The sequence below is a fragment of the Pseudomonas sp. CP-1 genome (assembly GCF_021213715.1).
GTDB classification, from domain to species: domain Bacteria; phylum Pseudomonadota; class Gammaproteobacteria; order Pseudomonadales; family Pseudomonadaceae; genus Pseudomonas; species Pseudomonas aeruginosa.
Map to the genome: position 1 here is coordinate 24,726 of NZ_JAJQKY010000027.1, position 15,779 is coordinate 40,504.

General features: G+C 67.3%; 15 protein-coding genes. 5 read left to right on the forward strand and 10 right to left on the reverse strand.

Annotated features, from left to right (window positions below):
• Positions 1-54: 54 nt before the first annotated feature.
• From LT948_RS30390 to LT948_RS30400, 3 genes are all read right to left on the reverse strand, one after another.
• Entirely contained in the window at positions 55-1,383 is a 1,329-nt protein-coding gene (locus LT948_RS30390) for an MFS transporter (protein WP_003101374.1), read from the reverse strand.
• Positions 1,384-1,518: 135 nt separating this feature from the next.
• The gene (locus LT948_RS30395) at positions 1,519-2,838 is read right to left on the reverse strand and encodes an NAD(P)/FAD-dependent oxidoreductase (RefSeq protein WP_033995801.1); all 1,320 of its coding nucleotides are present in this window, start codon (positions 2,836-2,838) and stop codon (positions 1,519-1,521) included.
• A 92-nt stretch (positions 2,839-2,930) separates the two neighbouring features.
• Positions 2,931-3,659, reverse strand: coding sequence for a GntR family transcriptional regulator (locus LT948_RS30400; RefSeq protein ID WP_033995800.1), 729 nt, complete (start codon positions 3,657-3,659; stop codon positions 2,931-2,933).
• Between the two features lie 307 nt (positions 3,660-3,966).
• Here LT948_RS30400 and LT948_RS30405 point away from each other — a divergent pair, with 307 nt between their 5' ends.
• Both LT948_RS30405 and LT948_RS30410 read left to right on the forward strand, forming a co-directional pair.
• Entirely contained in the window at positions 3,967-4,989 is a 1,023-nt protein-coding gene (locus LT948_RS30405) for a GlxA family transcriptional regulator (protein WP_033995798.1), read from the forward strand.
• A gap of 25 nt (positions 4,990-5,014) precedes the next feature.
• The gene (locus tag LT948_RS30410; RefSeq protein WP_003118992.1) at positions 5,015-5,482 is read left to right on the forward strand and encodes a VOC family protein; all 468 of its coding nucleotides are present in this window, start codon (positions 5,015-5,017) and stop codon (positions 5,480-5,482) included.
• 3 nt (positions 5,483-5,485) lie between these two features.
• On the opposite strand, the gene LT948_RS30415 is transcribed toward LT948_RS30410, so the two are convergent.
• Entirely contained in the window at positions 5,486-6,124 is a 639-nt protein-coding gene (locus LT948_RS30415) for an FMN-binding negative transcriptional regulator (RefSeq protein ID WP_003137510.1), read from the reverse strand.
• A 27-nt stretch (positions 6,125-6,151) separates the two neighbouring features.
• Positions 6,152-6,871 carry a B3/B4 domain-containing protein gene (locus LT948_RS30420; protein WP_003093570.1) on the reverse strand — a complete coding sequence of 240 codons (720 nt, stop codon included), beginning with the start codon at positions 6,869-6,871 and terminating at the stop codon, positions 6,152-6,154.
• Positions 6,872-7,170: 299 nt separating this feature from the next.
• Between LT948_RS30420 and LT948_RS30425 the strand changes: the two genes are divergently transcribed.
• The gene (locus LT948_RS30425; RefSeq protein WP_003093568.1) at positions 7,171-8,814 is read left to right on the forward strand and encodes an acetolactate synthase large subunit; all 1,644 of its coding nucleotides are present in this window, start codon (positions 7,171-7,173) and stop codon (positions 8,812-8,814) included.
• A 42-nt stretch (positions 8,815-8,856) separates the two neighbouring features.
• Here the strand turns inward: LT948_RS30425 and LT948_RS30430 are convergent, their stop codons facing one another.
• The 3 genes from LT948_RS30430 to LT948_RS30440 form a co-directional block, all read right to left on the reverse strand.
• A complete protein-coding gene (locus tag LT948_RS30430; protein ID WP_003093566.1) occupies positions 8,857-10,152 on the reverse strand; it encodes an OprD family porin in 1,296 nt (431 codons plus the stop codon).
• 237 nt (positions 10,153-10,389) lie between these two features.
• On the reverse strand, positions 10,390-11,133 hold the full coding sequence (gene eftM, locus LT948_RS30435; protein ID WP_003093564.1) for a class I SAM-dependent methyltransferase EftM: 744 nt from the start codon (positions 11,131-11,133) through the stop codon (positions 10,390-10,392).
• A gap of 99 nt (positions 11,134-11,232) precedes the next feature.
• Positions 11,233-11,634, reverse strand: a complete 402-nt coding sequence (locus LT948_RS30440) for a GFA family protein (RefSeq protein WP_033995796.1) — start codon at positions 11,632-11,634, stop codon at positions 11,233-11,235.
• 142 nt (positions 11,635-11,776) lie between these two features.
• Here LT948_RS30440 and LT948_RS30445 point away from each other — a divergent pair, with 142 nt between their 5' ends.
• Positions 11,777-12,058, forward strand: coding sequence for a peptidylprolyl isomerase (locus tag LT948_RS30445; RefSeq protein ID WP_003093561.1), 282 nt, complete (start codon positions 11,777-11,779; stop codon positions 12,056-12,058).
• Between the two features lie 320 nt (positions 12,059-12,378).
• On the opposite strand, the gene piv is transcribed toward LT948_RS30445, so the two are convergent.
• Together piv and LT948_RS30455 are read right to left on the reverse strand one after the other, a co-directional pair.
• A complete protein-coding gene (piv, locus tag LT948_RS30450) occupies positions 12,379-13,767 on the reverse strand; it encodes a protease IV (RefSeq protein ID WP_023092397.1) in 1,389 nt (462 codons plus the stop codon).
• Between the two features lie 532 nt (positions 13,768-14,299).
• Complete coding sequence (locus LT948_RS30455) at positions 14,300-15,223, reverse strand: LysR family transcriptional regulator (protein ID WP_023092398.1); 924 nt, start codon at positions 15,221-15,223, stop codon at positions 14,300-14,302.
• 140 nt (positions 15,224-15,363) lie between these two features.
• Between LT948_RS30455 and LT948_RS30460 the strand changes: the two genes are divergently transcribed.
• Positions 15,364-15,762 carry a RidA family protein gene (locus LT948_RS30460; protein ID WP_003101334.1) on the forward strand — a complete coding sequence of 133 codons (399 nt, stop codon included), beginning with the start codon at positions 15,364-15,366 and terminating at the stop codon, positions 15,760-15,762.
• The last annotated feature ends 17 nt before the right edge of the window (positions 15,763-15,779 follow it).

The following is a 15,779-nucleotide window of genomic DNA, read 5'->3' on the forward strand; positions in this document are numbered from 1 at the left end:
CCTGTGGGATGCTGGGCCGCGGCGCACCCGGCGGACGCTGCCGCGGCGGGTGGTTCAGGTGAGCGAAGCCGCCTGCTGCAGGTTCAGCGAACGGGTTTCCGGCGCCAGGGCCCAGGTCACGAGCAGCCCGAGCAGGGTCACCAGCGCGGCGGCGTACATGGTCTGGGCGGTACCCAGGGTTTCCAGGGAAAGCGGCACCAGGTAGGTGCCCACCGCGGCGCCGACGCGCGACAACGAGGTGCCGACGCCGACCGCGAAGGCGCGGATCTCGGTGGGGAACAGTTCGTTCGGGTAGACCAGTTGCAGCACCTGGGCGCCGCCGATGAACAGCGCGTAGGCACCGAACAGGCCGAGGATGGTCGCCTCCGAGCCGGCGTGGAAGACGCCCAGCCCGAGCAGCGCCAGGCCGGACCAGAGGAAGCTGTGCAGCAGCATGCAGCGCCGGCCGATGCGGTTGATCAGGCGGGTGGCGATGATGCAGCCGATGACGAACAGCAGGGTGATCGCCACCGAACCGTAGGAGGCCCAGTCGCCCTTCAGGTTCAGCGCCAGCAGCACCTTGGGCGCGAAGGCGTAGACGGCGAACACGGGGATCACCGAGCAGGTCCAGAACAGGGTGACGAAGAGCATGCGCTTGCCGTAGCCGGCGTAGAGCAGGTGCCAGATGGTGACCTTCCGTTCCAGCGCCTGTTCGGGCAGGTTCTCCAGCGAGAAGGCTTCGCCGTAGACCTGGCGGATGACCCGTTCTGCGTCCGCGTCGCGGCCCTTGCTCAGCAGCCAGCGCGGCGACTCGGGGGTGCCGATGCGTAGCAGGAACAGCACGGCGCCGATCGCCGCGGTGCTGGCCAGTACCAGGCGCCAGGCGTCCTCGCCGCCGCTGCGCAGGATCAGGTCGCCGACCAGGTAGGCGAAGGCGGCGCCGGCGAACCAGAGGATGGTCAGGGTGGCCAGGCGCGGTCCGCGATACTTCTTCGGCAGGAACTCCACCAGCAAGGCGGTGGCGACCGGGTACTCGATGCCCACCGCCACGCCGATCAGGAAGCGCAGGACGAACAGCGCCGCCGCCGAGTCGACCCCGTACTGCGCCAGGGAAGCGAGGACGAACAGGCTGGGGCCGACGAAGAACAGCCTGCGGCGGCCCAGGCGGTCGGTCAGCCAGCCGCCGAGGAAACCGCCGAAGAAGATGCCGACCAGCGCCGAGGCGGCGATCATGCCCTGCCAGAAACTGCTCAGTTGCAATGCCGCGGTCATCTGCAGCATCGCCACGCCGATGATGCTCAGCACGTAGCCGTCGACGAAGGAGCCGCCGCCGGAGCGCAGGGTCAACAGCCGGTGGAAGGCGTTGAGGGGTACGTCTTCGATCGAGGTCGTAGGATTTGTCATTATTGTCTCCTGGTTCTAACCGCTGCCGGTGAATTCGGGCCGAGCGAATCCGCGAGGCTGGAACGCTCTCCAGCTCCGGTCTTCAATGGCCGTCTGAATCGAAGTCGGCGCCCGTGGGCGCGTTACTAGGGATGCCTAGCTTTCTCTACCTGCTCGATACTGCCCCCACCTCAGGTTGAGGTTCACGCCAAGGGAAAGGAGTGGTTCGGGTGGATTGCCGCTGGGACCGGGCGCGCGCAGCAGGAAGTCGATCAGCTCGTTGCGTTCGCCCGCCAGCCAGTCGGCCAGCAGCTTCCCGGTGACGGTCCCGCGGGTTACCCCCAGGCCGTTGCAGCACAGGGCGCCATAGACGTTGGGCGCCAGCTCGCCGAAGTGCCCCATGTGGTTCCTCGACAGCGCCAGCGAGCCGCCCCAGGTGTAGTCGAAGCCGACTTCCGGGAGCATCGGGAAGCGCTGGCGGAACGAGGCGCGATGGCGTACGGCGAAGCGCTCAAGGTACTTCCCGGCGCTGCGTCCGTCAGGGTTGAAACTGAAGCTGTTGCGGATCAGCAGACGGTTGTCCGGGGTACGCCTCACCGTGGTGCCGTAAGGGTCGGCCGGGATCACGCCCCAGTAGGGGCGCCCGCCGAGGCTGGCCTGCTCCTCGGCATCGAGCGGCCGGGTCAGGCTGGCGTAGGTGAAGATCGGCAGCATCCGCCCCTGGAGGAAGCCGAAGCTCATGCCGAAGGCGTTGTTGGCGAGGACCAGGCGGTCGGCCAGGATGCTGCCGTGGGGATGGCTCAGCAGGGTCCTGTCGCCATATTCCACGGCGGTGATCGGTGTGTGTTCGTAGAGGCTGACGTTGCCCGGCAGGCTGTCGGCCAGGCCCTTGACCAGGGCCGAGGGCTGCACCAGCAGGGTACCGGGGGTGAACAGGGCCTTGCGATAGAAAGCGGTGCCGATGTGTCCCGGGAGGTCGTCCGCCTCGATCACCTCGTAGGCCTGGCCGAGCCGATCGAGGCCGCGCCGGTAGGCGTCGAGCACAGCCACGCCGCGCGCCTCGACGGCCGCCTGGTACTTGCCGCAGGCCTTCATCTGGCAGTCGATGGCATGGCGCTGCACCTGTTCGCGGAGCAGCGACTGGCCGGCGAGATTGAGCTTCAGGCCGATCCGGGCGGTCGCTATGTCGCCGATGTAGTCGTCGGCGCCGATGTCGTGGGGCAGGTCGATGGCGAAGCCGGCGTTGCGCCCGGCGGTACCGAAGCCGACTTCCTGGGCCTCGACCAGGACGATCTCCTCGTCGGGAAAATGCAGCGCCAGCTGGCGCGCGGCGGCGAGGCCGGTGAAGCCGGCGCCGACCACCACCCAACGGGCGGCGCTCCTGCCGTAGTGGGCCGGCTTCGGCCGCCGCGGCGGGCTGAGGTGATACCAGCCGCAGGAACGGTCGTCGGCCGGAAGGTGGGTTACTTTCGTCATCGCAGGGACCTGACTCTTGTTATTGGAACCCGGTAACCATCCCCTGCGTGACCGCCTCCGCTTCTCGGGCGGGGCCGTGGCGCGGGGGCTCGCTAACCCTCGTAGACCAGCGCCACCTCTACTCCGGCCGGCGCCGCGTACTCGGCCATGCGCCGGCGCGACAGCTCGAAATGCGCACGGACGATCTCCGCCGCCGCATCCGGATCGCGCCGCTGGATGGCATCGACGATCTGGTCGTGCTGGTCGCAGGCGAGTTCCAGGTCGCGTTGCATGTCGTCGGTGGTCGGATGGCGGTAGAAGATCTTGCCCAGCCGCGCATGGTCGATCAGCAAGCGGCGCAGGCTGGGCATGAGGTAGTCGTTGTGGGCCATCCTGCCGATCTCCAGGTGGAAGGCGTCGTTGTGGATGACGCGGTTTTCCACATGCTTCTCTTCGATGGCCTTGCGGAAATCTTCCTGGATCGCCTTGAGCGTCTCGATCTCCGCTTCGCTGGCATGGGTGGCCGCCAGTTGTGTGGTGGCGATGTAGATCAGCGGCGCGGCGAGAAAGAAGGCGTGCAGCGAGTCGTGGCTCATGGCCGCGACGCGCGGCGCACGGTTGGCTTCCAGTTCGATGTAGCCCTCGGCGGCGATCTGCCGCAGCAGTTCGCGCACCGGCGGGCGCGAGAGGCCGAACTCGTCGCACAGGGCGAGTTCGTCGACGACCGCGCCGGGCGCCAGTTCCATGCTCAGGATCCGCCGGCGCAGCGCATCGCCCAGCACCGCCTTGCGGTCGAAGGGGGCATCGGTGCTGTTCGAGTCGACGTCGGGTTGGGCTTTCATGGAGGCCTTTCTACTTGTCATGGGCTGTGTCTACAGTTTGTATAATGACTATAGGATTCTGTTAGACAATATGTCTACAGGTTTTTCGGGGCGTTTCCGTACCGTTCGTCCGCGCTGTTTCCGCTGACGCCGTGGCGTGCGAAAGGGGCAGCCCCCCGAGGGCGTATTTGAGCATATTCCCCCGGCGCGCCAGGAAGGCGCCAAGTCACATGGCTTGCGCATATGATGGAGCGCCCGGGGTTTTCGCCGCGACGGCAGGCGTCGCGGCCCGCTGGCCGGGAACAAGAAGAACAAGAGGCACGAATCGATGGAAAGAAGGCGTTTCAGCGCCGCCCTGCAAGGGCAGAACCTCAGGTTCACCGGGGCCGGGGAGGGGGGCTCGGCACGGGCGCGGGTGGGCTTCCTGCTGCTCGAACACTTTTCCCTGCCGGCCTTCACCCAGGCGCTGGACACCCTGGTGACCGCCAACCTGATCCGCAGCGAGTCCTTCGCGGTGAGCAACTTCAGCCTGAACGGCGAGCCGGTGACCAGCGACCTCGGGTTGCTGATCTGCCCGGACCTGGCGCTCGCCTCGGCGGCGCTGCAAGGACTCGACCTGCTGGTGGTCTGCGGCGGCTTGCGCACGCCCATGCGCTCGTCCGCCGCGCTGCGGGAAGCGTTGCAGGACGTGGCGTCGCGCGGCGTCGCCCTGGCCGGGCTGTGGAACGGTGCCTGGTTCCTCGGCGACGCCGGCCTGCTGGATGGCTACCGCTGCTGCATCCATCCCGAGCACCGCGCCGCCCTCGCCGAGATCGCCCGCAACAGCCAGGTGACCAGCGACAGCTACATGGTCGACCGCGACCGCCTGACCGCGGCCAGCCCCACCGGCGCCTTCAACCTGGCGCTGGAGTGGATCGCCCGGCGCCACGGGCGCGACCTGGTGGAGGCGGTGGTGGATATCCTCGCCTTCGAGGAGTCGCGCTACCGACGGGTGCGCCCGGCCCTGCACGAGAAGATGAGCGAGCCGCTGCGCGAAGTGATCAACCTGATGGCGGCGAATATCGAGGAACCGCTCAGCCAGGAGCAGCTCGCCCACTACGTGGGGCGCTCGCGGCGGCAGATCGAGCGGCTGTTCCAGCAGCAGCTCGGAACCACGCCGGTGCGCTACTACCTGGAGTTGCGGATCACCGAGTGCCGGCGCCTGCTGCAACATTCCGACCTGACCATGCTGGAGGTCCTGGTCGCCTGCGGCTTCGTCTCGCCCAGCCACTTCAGCAAGTGCTACACCGCCTTCTACGGCTACCCGCCGTCGAAAGAAGTGCGCTACGGCAACGTCCGCTCGACGAAATGAGGGCGTTTCGCCGGACGCGGCCGGCATGCTAGAACGGACCTTTCGCCCTGGCCTGCGGAGGTCCTGCGCCATGTCCCAGCCTTTTCTCTGGCGTCGCGTCAACGACTCGTCCGGTTTCGCCGAGCCGCGGGTGTTCATCCGTGTCTACCTGGAACCGGGCAGCATCGATGCGGCCATCGCTTTCTACGAAGACCTGCAGGGCGTCGCCCACGACATGCGCTTCGACTTTCCCGAGAAACGCCTGACACTCGCCGCAGTCGGCGCCTTCCTCCTGCTGGAGGGCAGCGACGAGGCGCTGGCGCCGTTCCGCAGCACCACTGGCACCCTGCTGGTGGACGACATCGAGCCCTATCACCGGCGGTTGCTGGCTGCCGGCGCGCAGATCATCTTCGGGCCGGCGCGCGCGCCCACCGGTGCCTGCTTCAATGCGCTGCTGCCGGACGGCACGGTGGTCGAGTTCGTCCACCACCGGCCGCAGCCGGGCGAGGCCTGAACCTCAGCCCTCGCGCCGGGCGGCGCAATCGTCCATGGCCGCGCCGATCGCCTGTTCGCCGCGGGCCAGCAGCGCTGCGCTGGCGCCGCGGATATCGCGGGCTTCCTTGTTCTGGCTGAGCTTGAACTTGCCGACCAGGCGGGTGATCTCGATTTCGATGCCGACGATCAGCCGGAGCATCTCGTCGATGTAGTCGGCGGGGCCGTCGGTCATTTTCCAGGGCTTTTCCTGGGTCGCCTCGTGGGTGCGGGTCAGGCGCGCCACCAGTCCGCGCACATAGCGTTCGTCGTCGCGGATCCGCACCCGGCCGTGGGCGTGGACCACCCGGTAGTTCCAGGTCGGCACCTGGCGGTGGTGCTCCTGCTTGCTCGGGTACCACTGCGGCGAGATGTAGGCATCGCCGGCGCGGAACACCACCAGCACCTCGTCGCCGTCGCGCAGCTCGCTCCAAACCGGGTTGTTGCGCGCGACATGGGCTTCCAGGGTGCCTTGCGCGCCCTTTGCCGGGCTCAGCTCGAACGGCAGGTGGTTGGCGTCCAGGCCCGCTTCGCCGTGGCTGACCAGCAGGCCCAGCGGATAGTCCCGGATCAGCGCGTGCAGCGCCTGCGGGTCGGACTCTTCGAAATGCGAAGGCAGGTACATGTTCTGTTCTCCTCGGGGACTGGGTCCTTATACGCTGTCGGCGGGTACCGTCGCCACGCACAGCAGGCGCGAGTCGGCGCGCATGCCGGGCATCATCAGGCGCAATTCGTCGAGCAGCAGGCCGCCCGCTTCGTGCAGGGCCGCCAGCGGCATTTCCGGCAGGCTCTCGAGGATGAACCACATGCGCCGGGCGCTGGCGTCCAGGCGGGTGCGCACGCCCTGGCGCCAGTTCCAGCGGCGGCAGGTGACGCCGAGGTCGTCGCGCCAGACCACCTCGCCGGGGTCGGGGGATTCGTCGACCGCCTCGCCGTTCTTCAGGGTGTCGAAGGTCTCGCTGCCGTCGGCGACCACCAGGCGCGGCGGGCCGGCATAGGCGGCGAGATTCTCGCCGCCTACCGGAATGGCGAATTGCACGCTGATGGCGTTGTACAGGTCCACCACCGGGTCGATGCTCGGCAGCCCGCCGTCGCGCAGCGCGCGTTTGCGCAGGGCTTCGGCGGAGCAGGGGGTACGCTGCGGCTTGGCGCCGAAGCGGCGGAACGCCTCGGCCCAGGCTGCCAGGTGCGCCTCGGCCCAGTCCGGTTCGCCACGCGCCAGCGCCTGGCAGGCGCGCTCCATGGCGCGGCCGGCGATTTCCGGACGAACGATCGGCGCCGCCTCGACGGTGAGGCTCAGGGCGCGGAAACCGGGGGCGAGGGCGGCCACCTCGGCGGCGATGACGGGGAGGATCGGGGCGTGCTCGGGCATGGTCGTCTTCAGGGTTCGGTGAGATGGAGGGGGCGGGGCATTCGGCTTGGCCGGCGCGTAAAGCGGTAGGTGGATTTTTACCATCCGGGCTCCGCCCTCACCATGAAATCAGCGAATGAATTATTAGCTGTGCTGATGATCGGGTGGTCGGGTTCAGCTGCGCTAATGGCGGGGCGGCGTTCGCTTGCCGGCGAAGCCGGCGCCAGAGCCTTCCGCCGGCCGGTCGGGGCTGGACAGGGAGGCGCGAGGGGCGCAGTGTTCGAGCGGTCAGAACCGCCACCACCCGAGGTAGAACGCAGATGGCCAAGGCAGCCGATGTGGTTGTGCAATGCCTGGAAAACGAGGGCGTGCAGTACGTCTTCGGAATTCCCGGCGAGGAGAATCTCGACCTGCTGGAGTCCCTGCGCAAGTCGCAGATCCGGCTGGTGCTCACCCGCCACGAACAATCGGCCGGCTTCATGGCCGCCACCTACGGGCGCCTCACCGGCAAGACCGGGGTCAGCCTGTCGACCCTCGGCCCGGGCGCCACCAACCTGGTCACCGCCGGCGCCTACGCCTACCTGGGCGGCATGCCGATGCTGATGATCACCGGGCAGAAGCCGATCAAGAAGTCCAAGCAGGGCCGCTTCCAGATCCTCGACGTGGTCGGCATGATGCAGCCGCTGACCAAGTACACCCACCAGTTGGCCTCCGCCGACAACATTCCCTCGCGGGTCCGCGAGGCGTTCCGCCTGGCCGAGGAAGAGAAGCCCGGCGCGGTGCACCTGGAGCTGCCGGAGGACATCGCCGCCGAGCAGACCGACAGCCTGCCCATCCCGCCGAGCCTGAGCCGCCGGCCGCTGGCGGAATACAAGGCGATCTGCGCCGCGGTGGAGAAGCTGCGCGCCGCGCGCAGCCCGATCCTGGTGATCGGCGCCGGGGCCAACCGCAAGATGACCGCCAAGGTCCTCAAGCAACTGATCGACAAGACCGGCATTCCCTTCGTCACCACCCAGATGGGCAAGGGCGTGGTCGACGAGCGTCACCCGCGCTTCCTCGGCAACGCCGCGCTGTCCGCCGGCGACTTCGTGCATCGCGCGGTGGAGGCGGCCGACCTGATCGTCAACGTCGGCCACGACGTGATCGAGAAGCCGCCGTTCTTCATGGTTCGCGGCGGTACCGAGGTGATCCACGTGAACTTCCGTTCCGCCGAGGTGGACCCGGTGTATTTCCCGCAGATCGAAGTGGTGGGCGACATCGCCAACGCCATCTGGCAGATCGGCGAGGCGCTGGACGATACCGCGCACTGGGACTTCACCCGCCTGCTGGCGATCCGCGAGGCCAACGAGGCGCAGGTCGCCGAAGGCGCCGACGACCCGCGCTTCCCGCTCTATCCGCAGCGCCTGGTGGCCGACGTGCGCCGGGCGTTGCCGTCGCAGGGCATAGTCGCCCTGGACAACGGCATGTACAAGATCTGGTTCGCCCGCAACTACAAGGCGCACATGCCCAACACCGTGCTGCTGGACAACGCCCTCGCCACCATGGGCGCCGGCCTGCCCTCGGCGATGGCCGCGCACCTGGTCTACCCGGACCGGCCGATCGTCGCGGTGTGCGGCGATGGCGGCTTCATGATGAACAGCCAGGAACTGGAAACCGCGGTGCGGCTGAAGATGAACCTGACGGTGATCATCCTGCGCGACAACGGCTACGGGATGATCCGCTGGAAGCAATCGAACATGGGCTTCGCCGACTTCGGGCTGGACTACGGCAACCCGGACTTCGTGCGCTATGCCGAGGCCTACGGCGCCCACGGCCACCGGGTCGACAGTGCCGAGGGCTTCCTGCCGTTGCTGGAGCGCTGCCTGGGCACGCCCGGGGTGCATGTGATCGATTGCCCGGTGGATTACTCGGAGAACGACCGCATCCTCAACGTCGAGCTGCGCGAACGCGCCCTGGCGGTCTGAACCGCCGGAGCGTCGCGCCGGCGTGCGTTCCGGCGCGACGGCTCAGAACAGCGACAGGTTGTAGCTGGCGATCAGGCGCACCTCGTCCACGTCGCGCGCCGAGCGCTCGAAGTCGGTGCGGTAGGTGGCGTTGCGCAGGCGCAGGCTGAGGTCCTTGAAGCGGCCGCTCTGCACCACGTACTTCAGCTCGATGTCGCGCTCCCATTCCTTGCCCTCGTCGCCGTTGGCCAGGCGGATATGGTCGCCGTTGACGTAGCGGGTCATGAAGCTCAGGCCGGGCACGCCGACGCTGCGCAGGTCGAAGTCGTAGCGCAGTTGCCAGGAGCGTTCCTCGGGGTTGGCGAAGTCGTTCACCTGCAGGTAGTTGGCCAGGTACGGATTGCTGCCGTCGAGGTAGGGCATCGAGCTGGCGCCGTTCATCCGCTGCCAGCCGGCGCTGAGCGTGTGGCCGCCCTGGGCGTAGGCGAGCAGCAGGCTGAGGGCGCGGTTGTCGATCTTGCCGGCGCGGGCCGCGCCGGCGTCCTCGCTGTCGAACCAGCGCAGGTCGGCGCTCAGCTTGCCGGCGCCGAGCTGCCGCTTGCCCACGGCACCGAGGTAGCGCTGGCGATAGACGTTGCGCAGGCCGCCCTGGGCGTATTGCAACAGCAGGCCGTCGTTGACCTGGTAGTCGAGTTGGTAGGCGTCGAAGCGGTTGCCGGTGGTGTCGCAGGCGTAGCGTTTGTTCTTGCAGTGCAGGCGGATGTCCTGGGCATCGCTGGAGTCCCGCGCGGTGTAGCGCTCCAGGCGGGTGGCGGAGAGCCTGAGCCCGGCGATCTCCTCGCTGGTCAGCTGGGCGCCGTGGAACAGGGTCGGCAGCAGGCGTCCGTCGTTGTATTTCAGCAACGGCATGTCCGGCAGCATCGCGCCGTATCTGAACTGTGTCTGCGAGAAGCGCATCTTGCCGGCGACGCCGGCCTTGGCGTACTGGTCGACCGAGCGACGCGGATCGTGGCCGCTGGAAGGCAGCAGGCCGCTGTTGCTGTCCGCGGGGCTGGAGTCGAGCTTGATCCCGAGCATCGCCAGGGTATCCACGCCGAAGCCCAGCGCGCCCTCGGTATAGCCCGAGCGCAGGTCGAGGATGAAGCCCTGCGCGGCTTCCTCGCGCTTGGAGGCGCCCTGCGGGTTGGCCGAGCTGCCGTCGCGGAAGTCGCGGTTGAAGTAGACGGTGCGCGCTTCCAGGCGCGCGCTGCCGTCCTCGAGGAAGGCGGCAGGGGCCGGGGCGACGAATCCGCCGCACAGGGCGAGGGCGCCCAGGCCGCGAAGGGTGCGGGGCGAACGGGGGGAAAACGGGGCGGACATGCGGTGACTCTCGACAGCGGGGGGTAAAAAAGCGCGCGAAGGTGTCACAGATGGTCGGCGGGGTCTTTGCGACCTTGGTCTAGCCGAGAAGGCGCGCACGGATCGTCGGCCAGGCAGGCCTCTAGCGGGTCGGACGCAGCGTGCCGAAAGCGACGAAGAATCCTCCGCAGCCCCCTGTGAAACGCTGCCCCGCCCGTGCCAGCCTGATCGTCACGTTTGCGCCAGGATATCCGGAGGCTAGCGCTTCACGCAGACGAACAGGGCATTCCCGGAGCTGCCGGCCCAGGGCGTGATCCGTTCGTAGTCGTGTTCGAAGACCTGCACCTCGAAATGCGTCTGCAACAGGTGCTGCAGCTCGGCGAAGCTGAGGGCGACCATGGGGTGTTCGTCCTCCCAGGTCTGGGTCGTTCCGTCCGTGGTTTTCTCGATACCGAGGCGCAGCGCCTGGCGCTCGCCCTCGCCGCTGTAGTACCAGCCGGAACCGAAGGTGAAGCGGCTGCCTCGATGCTCCACGGAATGGCGGACGAACGAGCGATTGTCGATCTGCCCCTTGTCCACCGTGTTGAAACAGAACACGCCGCCATCCGCCAGTGCGCCATGCACGCTGGCCAGGCATGCGCGCAAGCGCTCCAGCCCTGCGTTGTAGTGGATCGAATAGAGGAAACAGGTGATCAGGTCCAGCGGCTCGTCCACCTGGAAGCCGGCCATGTCCTGCCGGCTGAAGTGCGCTTCGGGGCAGCGCTGTCGGGCGAGGTCGAGCATCGGCTGGTTGATGTCCAGACCGGCGCTGCGATAGCCGAAATCGAGGAAGTGCCGCACGTGCGGGCCGGTACCGCAGGCCAGGTCCAGGTGCCGCCGGCCCTGGTTGCCGAACAACTGGTGCAGGCGACGCACGCAGTGGCTCTGCGCCTGGTAGTCGATGTCGGCGCACATCAGGTCGTAATAGTGGGACAGGTCGGTGTACAGCGCGGTGGCGGACATGGGCGGCAAGGACCGGCGGCGAAGGGCGCGGCATGGTACCCCAGGCCCGGGCCTTGCCGGCGAAAAAACAGGCACCGGCCGGCGGATCGCGAGCGGACTTCAGTCGAACCGCGGCCAGTCGTCGGCGATCCGGTACCAGCAGGCCATCGATGCGACCTGGACATGCTTCTGTTTCGCCGCCGGGAAGGGCGTGTCCAGGCTGCCGAGGGCGACCGATACCCAGTCGGCGAACTTGCCTTCGCTCCTTGACCAGAACAGCGGCGAGCCGCAGCGCGAGCAGAAGCGCCGGAGCACGGCGGGGGAGGAGCTGAACGTGGCGAGCAGGTCGGCGCCGCGGTCGATGTGCAGGTCCGCGACGGGGACGCTGCCATAACTGGCGAATGCCGCTCCATGGGCCTTGCGGCACTGGCCGCAATGACAGTGGGAGAGCGCCCGCGGGGGCGACGACAGGCGGTAGCGCAGCGCGCCGCACAGGCAACTGCCGTGGAAAGTCTGGCTCATCGGAAGGCGTTCCCGGATTCGCAAAGGCGGCGAGTCAAGCAGCCTGCGCCACGCTTGTCGAGTGCCTCCTCCGGTCGCGGGCTGTCGGTGCTGGCGTCGATGTCTGCTAGGCTCTGCCGTTTCACCCTAGGAGTATTTCCCCATGGCCCGAGCCACTGCCCGCCACATCCTGGTTTCCAGCGAAGCCAAGTGCAACGAACTGAAGACCGCCATCGAAGGCGGTGCGGATTTCGCCGAAGTCGCCCGCGAGCATTCCACCTGCCCCTCCGGCCGCGACGGCGGCAACCTGGGTTCGTTCGGTCCTGGCCAGATGGTCCGCGAGTTCGACCAGGTGGTCTTCAGCGCGCCGTTGAACGTGGTCCAGGGCCCGGTGAAGACCCAGTTCGGCTACCACCTGCTGGAAGTCACCAGCCGCCAGGACTGAACGTGCGGCGGCGCATAACGCCCCTCTTCCACGCGCCGATCCGGGCGTGGGGCGAATAACCGCTGCACGGGGTAAACGGCGGATAACGCCGTTGGCGTTATGCGCCCTACCTGTCCCGGACCGATGAAGGAAGCCGCACTTCCACGCGCCAATCCGGGTGTGGGGCGAATAACCGCTGCGCGGGATAAACGGCGGATAATGCCGTTGGCACCTGTTCCGGACCGATGAAAGAAGCTGCACTTTCACGCGCCGATCCAGGCGTAGGGCGAATAACCGCTGCGCGGTTATCCGCCGGTGCGCGATCGATAGCCTGGCTGGCCTCAGGGCGCGAAGTAGCGGGAGATCTGCGAATAGACGCCGCTGAAATCGGAGAAGTAGTCATTGCGCTGAGAGGTGGGCGCGCCGCAGTACGAGGGGCCGCCGTACAGGCCACCGCGTAGCTGGTAGGAACCGTCGCCGGCGACGGTCAGCAGGCCCGAGCCGGACGAGCCGCCTTCGACCACCGCCGACGGCCAGTCGACGCGGGTCAGGGCGGTATGCCCGTCGTAGGTGACGCCCACTGCCGAGACGTTGCCCTGCGAGTACTTCTTGGCGTCGCCGCGCGGATGGTGGATGTCATGGCCGAGCGAGCCGTTGGCGATCGGCGTGGCGCTCCAGCCCTGGTAGAACACGCCGGCCGGCGGAGTACGCTTGAGTTCCAGCAGCAGGGTGTCGCGCTTCGCGTCGCGGTGCAGGATATTCGCCCCGCCGGTCAGCACGGTGACGCTCTGGTTGATGGTCGAGGCGTCGCCGTAGCACTGGGTGGTGTTGTAGAACCAGATGGTCTGCAGCGTCGCGGCGGTGGCCTGGTCCTCGATGCAGTGCGCGGCCGACCAGAACAGCTGGCGCTTGGGCGAGTTGCCGTTGTTCAGCAGGGTGCCGGTGCAGATGTAGCTGCCGCCGTCCGCCGAGCTGGTGAAGACCATCTTCGCCACCGCGGCTGTGGCGTTGTCGTAGGCCCGCGTGCCGCTCTGGGTCGCGCAGACCGCATCCACCTCGCAACTGCCGCTGGCGCCGAAGCCGTCGCGGTAGCCGGCCTTGTACAGGGAGTCGGCGAAATACGATACCTGGGGTACCGACAGGCGCAGGTCGCCCGGTTGCAGGTTGGCCGGCAGCACCAGTTCGACGGTCAGGGTATCGCCCTCGATGACCGGGCTCCAGTAGGGACGGTTGAGCGAGAGGTCCTTGCCGCTGGCCTCGAAGATTTCCTTGCCGGCGCCGGCGAAGTGCAGCAGCACGTCGTCGGGCAGCGAGCCGCTGCGGGTTTCCAGGCGAATCGCGGCGCGTAGGCTGGCGGCCCCCGCGGCGCTGATCGGGAAGCGCGCGGTGTGGCGCCCGTCCGGGGTGTCGATCCATTCGAGGGTTGCCAGGTCGATTTCCGGAGTCGCCGTCTTCAGGCCCACGCCTACTTGCAGCGGCGTACCCGGTTTCGGCGCCAGCGGCGCGGCGCGGGCCACGCGGTGGGCGGGGGGCGCGGCGAAGTGAATGCCGGCCGCCGAGGTCGCCGCGTTGGGGTTGGCGAAGCGGGCGTGGCCGGTGCTCGCCGGAGAAGCCTGGAGCACGGCGACGTCGCCAGCCATTTCGCTCGCACCGGGCGCGGCCGAGGCCTGGCTCGCGCCCGCAGCCAGCGCGAGAACCAGGCATGCATTCAGGTACGTTCTCTTATGCATGAATCGACTCCTTCAGTTTGGGGAGGGCAACTTCCTTAATCGTTCGCGTGGCGAAAGATATGCAGGGGTGACGGAGTCATTCAAATATTTTTTATATTCGTTTCTGCTAGCTATTAAATATGAAGAAGCGTTTATGGATAGCAGAATAGATAGCTATTCCCCTCACTTGTCATTGATGTTGGAGTGCTCTATCTACCAACTAAAGTTTGGTCTGGAGTGCCGCTATAGAGCCTTCGGCTTGCTTCAGAGAGGTGCAGGGTGTAGTGCGCGAGTGCTTTGCTGGTGCATCTATCGATGTGATCGGGTTAACGAAATCCGGATTTTCAAGTTATCCGGTTTGACCAGTCCTGAATATAAGGCTGAGTGAATCTTTCATTCATCGCTCGGAAACCGTTCCGATGTCGGCTTGGTTGAATTCCAGGATATCCGGCTTATGGTCGTATCAGTCATCTTTATAATCGCGGGGCATATATAGAGCCCTGGCCGCTTACCATTACTCCAGGGTTTTCCAGGATACGCCTCCGTCTTTGTTTCAGAGCGGCGGATGCAACGGCGGCGCATGCCGCGCGATCAGTTCGGCGACCCACTCGATGAACACCCGCAGCTTGCCGCTGACGTGGCGGTTCGGCGGGAACGCCAGGTACAGCGGCATCGGCTCCAGGCTCCAGTCCTCGAACAGCGGCAGCAGCTCGCCGCGGGCGAGGGGCTCACGCGCCATGTAGTGCGGCAGCCAGAGGATGCCCAGGCCGGCCAGCCCGGCCGCCAGGTAGGCGTTGCCGTCGTCCACCGCCAGCACATGGCGGCCCGCCACCCGCAGGCTTTCCTCGCCCCTGTGCATGGCGTAGGGCAGGGCCTTGCCGGTGCGCGCCCAGAGGAAGCCGACGATGCGCTGGTGGCTGTCCTCCAGTTCGCGCGGGTGGCTCGGCACGCCGGCGCGCTGCAAGTAGGCCGGTGCCGCGTAGACCCCCAGTTGCAGGTCGCCGACCCGCCGCGCCATCAGCGACTGGTCGCGCAGTTCGCCGCCGCGGATGACGCAATCGACGTTCTCGTCGATCAGGTCGACGAGCCGATCGCTCACGCCCAGGTCGATCTGGATATCCGGATAGCGCGCATGGAACTCGGGCAACGCCGGGATCAGCAGCAGCCGCGCCAGCGGGCTCGGCACGTCGATCCGGAGACGCCCGCGGGGCGCCAGGGCGGCGCTGGAGAGGCTGGTCTCGGCATCGTCCAGTTCCGCCAGCAGGCGTATCACCCGCTCGTAGTAGGCGGTGCCGTCGGCGGTCAGGTTGAGCTTGCGCGTGGTGCGGTTGAGCAGGCGTACCCGCAGCCGCGCTTCCAGTTGCTGGACCAACTGGGTGACGCTGGTGCGGCTCATGTGCAGCGTCTCCGCCGCCTTGGTGAAGCTGCCGGTCTCCACCACACGGGCAAAGGCCTGCATCGCATCGAAACGGTCCATCGGGACTCCGGGTCGTCGGGGATTGTTTGGATTCTACAAACAGTCATGGCCAGGGTTGCGCGTTTATCCACGGCGCGCACGACCTTACCGTTCTTCCATCGACGATGACGGGGCCGGGAGCCCCAGGATGGAGGTATCGCATGACTGTACGCGACGTGGTTTTCCCCGCCGGCCGCCAGGCCCTCTACGAGCGCAACCGCTATTCCCCGGCGGTCCGCAGCGACGGCCTGCTGTTCGTCTCCGGCCAGGTCGGCAGCCGCGACGACGGCTCTCCCGAACCCGAGCTGGAGACCCAGGTCCGCCGCGCCTTCGACAATCTGAATGCGGTGCTCGCCGCGGCCGGTTGCGGGTTCGACGATGTGCTCGACGTCACCGTGTTCATGGTCGACGCCGAGGCCAACTTCGAGCGCATCTGGAAGATCGTCCCGGAGTACTGGGGCGAGGCGCCGTACCCCACGCTGACGGCGGTGGGGGTGAACTGGCTGTATGGCTTCAGCTTCGAGATCAAGGTGGTGGCGAGGTTGCCGGAGGGGCGGTGAGAGCCGATGCGCAGTGC

Bases quoted from the DNA above. Each gene is read 5' to 3' on its own strand.
- LT948_RS30390 (WP_003101374.1), bottom strand. From the start codon at position 1,383: ATGACAAATCCTACGACCTCGATCGAAGACGTACCCCTCAACGCCTTC.
- LT948_RS30395 (WP_033995801.1), bottom strand. From the start codon at position 2,838: ATGACGAAAGTAACCCACCTTCCGGCCGACGACCGTTCCTGCGGCTGG.
- LT948_RS30400 (WP_033995800.1), bottom strand. From the start codon at position 3,659: ATGAAAGCCCAACCCGACGTCGACTCGAACAGCACCGATGCCCCCTTC.
- LT948_RS30405 (WP_033995798.1), top strand. From the start codon at position 3,967: ATGGAAAGAAGGCGTTTCAGCGCCGCCCTGCAAGGGCAGAACCTCAGG.
- LT948_RS30410 (WP_003118992.1), top strand. From the start codon at position 5,015: ATGCTAGAACGGACCTTTCGCCCTGGCCTGCGGAGGTCCTGCGCCATG.
- LT948_RS30415 (WP_003137510.1), bottom strand. From the start codon at position 6,124: ATGTACCTGCCTTCGCATTTCGAAGAGTCCGACCCGCAGGCGCTGCAC.
- LT948_RS30420 (WP_003093570.1), bottom strand. From the start codon at position 6,871: ATGCCCGAGCACGCCCCGATCCTCCCCGTCATCGCCGCCGAGGTGGCC.
- LT948_RS30425 (WP_003093568.1), top strand. From the start codon at position 7,171: ATGGCCAAGGCAGCCGATGTGGTTGTGCAATGCCTGGAAAACGAGGGC.
- LT948_RS30430 (WP_003093566.1), bottom strand. From the start codon at position 10,152: ATGTCCGCCCCGTTTTCCCCCCGTTCGCCCCGCACCCTTCGCGGCCTG.
- eftM (WP_003093564.1), bottom strand. From the start codon at position 11,133: ATGTCCGCCACCGCGCTGTACACCGACCTGTCCCACTATTACGACCTG.
- LT948_RS30440 (WP_033995796.1), bottom strand. From the start codon at position 11,634: ATGAGCCAGACTTTCCACGGCAGTTGCCTGTGCGGCGCGCTGCGCTAC.
- LT948_RS30445 (WP_003093561.1), top strand. From the start codon at position 11,777: ATGGCCCGAGCCACTGCCCGCCACATCCTGGTTTCCAGCGAAGCCAAG.
- piv (WP_023092397.1), bottom strand. From the start codon at position 13,767: ATGCATAAGAGAACGTACCTGAATGCATGCCTGGTTCTCGCGCTGGCT.
- LT948_RS30455 (WP_023092398.1), bottom strand. From the start codon at position 15,223: ATGGACCGTTTCGATGCGATGCAGGCCTTTGCCCGTGTGGTGGAGACC.
- LT948_RS30460 (WP_003101334.1), top strand. From the start codon at position 15,364: ATGACTGTACGCGACGTGGTTTTCCCCGCCGGCCGCCAGGCCCTCTAC.